The organism is Micromonospora sp. KC213 (genome assembly GCF_004348325.1).
Taxonomy (GTDB): Bacteria; Actinomycetota; Actinomycetes; order Mycobacteriales; family Micromonosporaceae; genus Micromonospora.
This window is the reverse complement of the sequence record NZ_SMKF01000306.1, coordinates 1-2,938: the sequence shown is the minus strand read 5'-3', so window position 1 is coordinate 2,938 and position 2,938 is coordinate 1. Positions and strand designations below refer to the sequence as shown.

3 protein-coding genes are annotated in these 2,938 nt (G+C 73.7%); all 3 read left to right on the top strand.

Annotated elements, in window-relative coordinates:
* The first annotated feature begins 59 nt into the window (after positions 1-59).
* Genes E1166_RS30065 through E1166_RS30055 form a run of 3 tightly spaced genes read left to right on the top strand, consistent with a single transcriptional unit; the run spans position 60 to position 2,922 of the window.
* Positions 60-1,799 carry a DUF2079 domain-containing protein gene (locus tag E1166_RS30065; protein WP_243710598.1) on the top strand — a complete coding sequence of 580 codons (1,740 nt, stop codon included), beginning with the start codon at positions 60-62 and terminating at the stop codon, positions 1,797-1,799.
* Between the two features lie 52 nt (positions 1,800-1,851).
* On the top strand, positions 1,852-2,493 hold the full coding sequence (gene lipB / locus E1166_RS30060) for a lipoyl(octanoyl) transferase LipB (RefSeq protein WP_132268338.1): 642 nt from the start codon (positions 1,852-1,854) through the stop codon (positions 2,491-2,493).
* 36 nt (positions 2,494-2,529) lie between these two features.
* Positions 2,530-2,922, top strand: coding sequence for a VOC family protein (locus E1166_RS30055; RefSeq protein ID WP_132268336.1), 393 nt, complete (start codon positions 2,530-2,532; stop codon positions 2,920-2,922).
* Positions 2,923-2,938 lie beyond the last annotated feature (16 nt).

Here is a 2,938-nt window from a genome sequence, read left to right as displayed (position 1 = left end):
CCGGAAAACCCCCCACCGCCCGGCCCACCGAGCACGGGGGACGCCGGGCCGACCTGGTCGTGACGCTGGTCGCGGTGGCCCTGGCCGTCTGGGTGACCAGTGGACTGTGGCGTGACCCGAACGGTCGGGTGGTCACCGTCAACGCCAGCGACCAGGCGCTGTTCGAGTGGCTGCTCGCCTTCGGCGGGCACGCGCTCACCCACGGGGAGAATCCGCTCTTCACCCACCTGCTCAACGTGCCCGACGGGGTGAACCTGGCGGTCAACACCTCGATCACCGTGTACGCGGCGGTCTTCGCCCCGCTGACGTACCTGATCGGGCCACCGGCGACGTTCCTGGTGATCCTCACCCTCAACTTGGCCGGCACCGCGTTGGCCTGGTACTGGCTGCTCTCCCGGCACCTGGTGGGCAGCCGGCTCGCCGCCGGGGTCGGCGCGCTGTTCGTCGCCTACTCCCCCGGCATGGTCTCGCACGCCAACGCCCACCTGAACTGGACGGCCGGTTGGTTGGTCCCGCTGCTGCTGTGGCGGGTGTTCGCGCTGCGCCGGCCGGGGCGCTGGCTGCGCGGCGGGATCGTTCTCGGCGTGCTGGTGGCGGTGGCGTTCTCCATCGCCGCCGAGGGGCTGTTCTTCACCGCCCTGGCGACCGGCGTGTTTCTGGCCGCCTGGGCGGCACACCCGGCCCGCCGGGCCGAGGCCCGGGCGGCGCTGCCGGACCTGCTGCGCGGGCTGGGCGTGACCACGCTGGTGGCGGGAGCGCTGCTGGCGTACCCGCTCTGGCTGCACTTCGCCGGCCCGCAGCGGTTCGGAGGCACCGGGTTCGACCCGGTGATCCACTCCGAGGACGTGGCCGCGTTCGGGGCGTACCCGCGCCGGTCGCTCGCGGGCGAGCTGGGGTGGGGTACCTCGCTGGCGGCCAACCCCACCGAGGAGAACTCCTTCTTCGGGGTGCCGCTGCTGCTGCTCGCCGTCGCCTGCTTCGTGCCGCTGTGGCGGCGTGCCACACCGGGCCGCCGGGCCACGCTGGTCGCGCTGGGGGTCACCGCCGTGGTCTTCGCCGTACTCTCCTGGGGGCCGCAGGCCACCGTCAACGGGCGGCGCACCGGGCAGCCGCTCCCGTTCGCCCTGCTGGACGGGCTGCCGGTGGTCAACGCCGCGCTGCCGGCCCGGCTGGCGCTGGTGGTCGCCCCGGTCGTCGGCGTGCTGCTGGCGTACGCGATCGACCAGCTCCGGGCCGACCCGCCCCGGCGTCCGTTCCGGGTGGCGTGGGCGGCCGGTTTCGTGGTGGCGCTGCTGCCGCTGCTGCCGACTCCGCTGCTGACCAGCCTCCGCCCGCCGGTGCCGCAGTTCGTCACCGCCGGCACCTGGCGGGAGTACGTCTCCCCGGGCGGGGTGCTCACCCCGATCCCGCTGACCCTGGACGTCTACCCGGACGGCCAGCGCTGGCAGGCGTACGCGCTGTCCCACCGACAGGGTGTGTTCCGCCTGCCGGCCGGTTTCTTCCTGGGCCCCGGCGGGCCGGACGGGCGGGGCCGGATCGGGCCGCCGCCGCGCACCTTCGACACCCTGCTGGACCAGGCGGGCCGCACCGGGCTGGTGCCGATCGTCACCGAGGGCACCATCCGGCTGGTCCGCTCGGACCTGCGGTACTGGGGGGTCGAGGTGGTCGTGCTGCCCGACGAGGTGCACGGCGCCAAGTACGACCTGGACGAGGACGCCCTGCGCCGCACCGCCACCGCCCTGCTCGGCGAGCCGCAGCGGGTCGACGACGTCTGGCTGTGGCGGATTCCGGCGGCCTGACGCGACGTGCGTCACCGGAGACGGTGGAGCGGAACGGGTTTAGGCTGGTGGGGTGAGTGCGACGACTTCCGGGCTGACGGCCGTACGGGCCGGGGTGCTCGACTACCAGGCCGCCTGGGACGAGCAGCGTCGGCTGCACGCCTCGGTGGTGGCCGGCGAGCAGGGCGACACCGTGCTGCTGCTGGAGCACCCCAGCGTCTACACCGCCGGCAAGCGCACCGAGCCGTGGGACCGGCCGATGGACGGCACCCCGGTGGTCGACGTCGACCGCGGTGGCAAGATCACCTGGCACGGCCCGGGGCAGCTCGTCGGCTACCCGATCGTCAAGCTCCCCGACCCGGTGGACGTGGTCGCGTACGTGCGGCGCACCGAGCAGATGCTGATCGACGTCTGCGCCGAGTTCGGGCTGACCGCCGGTCGGATCGAGGGCCGCAGCGGGGTGTGGGTGCCCGAGGACGACCGGGGTCCGGCCCGCAAGGTGGCCGCCATCGGCATCCGGGTCTCCCGTGGGGTGACCCTGCACGGCTTCTCCATCAACTGCGACTGCGACCTGACGTACTTCGACCGGATCGTGCCCTGCGGCATCCGGGACGCCGGGGTCACCTCGCTCACCGTCGAGCTGGGCCGCCCGGTCACCGTCGCCGAGGTGCTCCCGGTGGTGGAGCGGCACCTGCCCACGGTCGTCGAGGTCTGAGCCGGGGCCCGCTGCCCGTCCGCCTACTCTCGGCGGATGCGTCTTGATCTCGTCACCGTTGTGGTCTCCGAGTACGACCCGGCGATCGCCTTCTTCACCGACGTGCTTGGTTTCACGCTGGTGGAGGACTCCCCGTCGTTGACCACCGACGGCCGGCCGAAGCGCTGGGTGGTGGTCCGCCCGCCGGGCGGCGGCACCGGACTGCTGCTGGCCCGCGCCGACGGCGAGCGGCAGGAGGCGGTCGTCGGCGACCAGGTGGCCGGTCGGGTCGGCTTTTTCCTCCGGGTCGACGACTTCGACGCCACCTACCGGCGGCTGGTCGAGGCCGGCGTGGCGTTCGTCCGTCCACCGCGCACCGACTCGTACGGCCGGGTCGCGGTGTTCCTCGACGTCGTCGGAAACCGCTGGGATCTGCTCGGCCCCGCCTGACGTCCCTCCCCCACCC

What these genes read in the sequence shown, in the direction of transcription:
- E1166_RS30055 (WP_132268336.1), top strand. Translation starts at nt 2,530, where the DNA reads ATGCGTCTTGATCTCGTCACCGTTGTGGTCTCCGAGTACGACCCGGCG.